The following is a 1,691-nucleotide window of genomic DNA, read 5'->3' as shown; positions in this document are numbered from 1 at the left end:
GCCCTGCCCGCCCCTACGATTTAAAGCCAAACACAAAACCCTGTGGGAGCGAGCCTGCTCGCGAATGCAGTGTGTCACTCAGCAGTCGAGTGTCTGACACACCGCTTTCGCGAGCAGGCTCGCTCCCACAGGTGCTGCGTTTCAGGTTAATGCCCGCTGGCGGCAGGCCCGGCCTTGGCGGCGAACGGCGGCTTAGCCAGCCACACAATCAGAATCAACCCCATGAATCCCCAGCCCAGCAACGTGAAGTAATCCACGGTGGAGAGCATGTACGCCTGGCTCGTGAGGATCTGATCCATCTGCGCATACGCCGACTGACTCGCCCCACCCAACTGATTCAAGGTCTCGCGGGTGGCTGGCTCAAACGTGCTGATGCTTTCGCTCATATACGCATGATGCTGATCGGCCCGGCGAATCCAGATCCAGGTGGTCAGCGAGGCCGCGAAGCTGCCGCCCAGTGTCCGCAGGAAAGTCGCCAGGCCTGCGCCGTCAGCGATCTGGCTTGGCGGCAAGTCCGACATCAGAATGCTCAGGGTCGGCATGAAGAACAGCGCCACGCCGATGCCCATGAACAACTGCACCAGCGCGATGTGCTGGAAGTCGACTTCGTTGGTGAACTCGGCACGCATGAAGCAGCTCAGGCCGATCGCCAGAAACGCAATGCCGGCGAGCAGACGCAGGTCGAACTTGTGCGCGTACTTGCCGACAAACGGCGACAGCAGCACCGGCAGAATCCCGATCGGCGCCACGGCAAGTCCCGCCCAGGTCGCGGTGTAACCCATTTGCGTTTGCAGCCACTGCGGCAGGATCAGGTTGATGCCGAAGAACCCGGCGTAACCCAAGACCAGCACCAGCGTGCCGATGCGGAAGTTGCGATAGGCGAACAGGCGCAGATTGACCACCGGATGGCGGTCGGTCATTTCCCAGATCACGAACACCGCCAGGGCGACCACGGAAATCGCCGCGCCGACAATGATGAAATTCGATTCGAACCAGTCCAGGTCATTGCCCTTGTCGAGGATCACCTGCAACGCGCCAACGCCAATGATCAGGGTGATCAGGCCTACGTAGTCCATTGGCTGGCGACTGGTGACCACCGGCCGTTTCGCCAATTGCGAACGCACCACCATCACCGCAAAGATGCCGATCGGCACGTTGATAAAGAAGATCCACGGCCAGCTGTAACTGTCGGTGATCCAGCCGCCGAGAATGGGCCCGGCAATCGGCGCGACCACCGTGACCATCGCCAGCAACGCCAGGGCCATCCCGCGTTTCGCCGGTGGGTACACCGCGATCAACAGGGTTTGCGTCATCGGATACAACGGCCCGGCGACCAGACCTTGCAGCACACGAAAGCCGATCAGCTCGGGCATCGAGGTGGAAATGCCGCAGAGAAACGACGCCAGCACGAACAGCATCGTCGCCCACAGAAACAGCTTCACCTCGCCGAAGCGGCGGCTGAGCCAACCGGTCAGTGGCAGCGCAATCGCGTTGCTCACGGCGAACGAGGTGATGACCCAGGTGCCCTGCTCCGAACTCACCCCGAGGTTGCCGGAAATCGTCGGCAACGCCACGTTGGCGATGGTCGTGTCGAGCACTTGCATGAACGTCGCCAGCGACAGGCCGATGGTGCTGAGCAACAGGCTGGGCGGCGTGAAAGAAGCGTTATTGCTCATTGTGAATCCTATGAA

1 protein-coding gene is annotated in these 1,691 nt (G+C 61.1%); it reads right to left on the bottom strand.

All coding sequences use genetic code 11. From position 1 onward, the window contains the following. Window positions 1-146 precede the first annotated feature (146 nt). A complete protein-coding gene (locus D6877_RS10715; RefSeq protein WP_039763332.1) occupies window positions 147-1,676 on the bottom strand; it encodes a DHA2 family efflux MFS transporter permease subunit in 1,530 nt (509 codons plus the stop codon). Between the last annotated feature and the right edge of the window lie 15 nt (window positions 1,677-1,691).

This window comes from Pseudomonas sp. Sample_9 (assembly GCF_004307535.1).
GTDB lineage: Bacteria > Pseudomonadota > Gammaproteobacteria > Pseudomonadales > Pseudomonadaceae > Aquipseudomonas > Aquipseudomonas mercuritolerans.
The sequence above is the reverse complement of the archived record's forward strand: the minus strand, read 5'-3'. Positions and strand labels throughout refer to the sequence as shown.

Bases quoted from the DNA above. Each gene is read 5' to 3' on its own strand.
- D6877_RS10715 (WP_039763332.1), bottom strand. From the start codon at position 1,676: ATGAGCAATAACGCTTCTTTCACGCCGCCCAGCCTGTTGCTCAGCACC.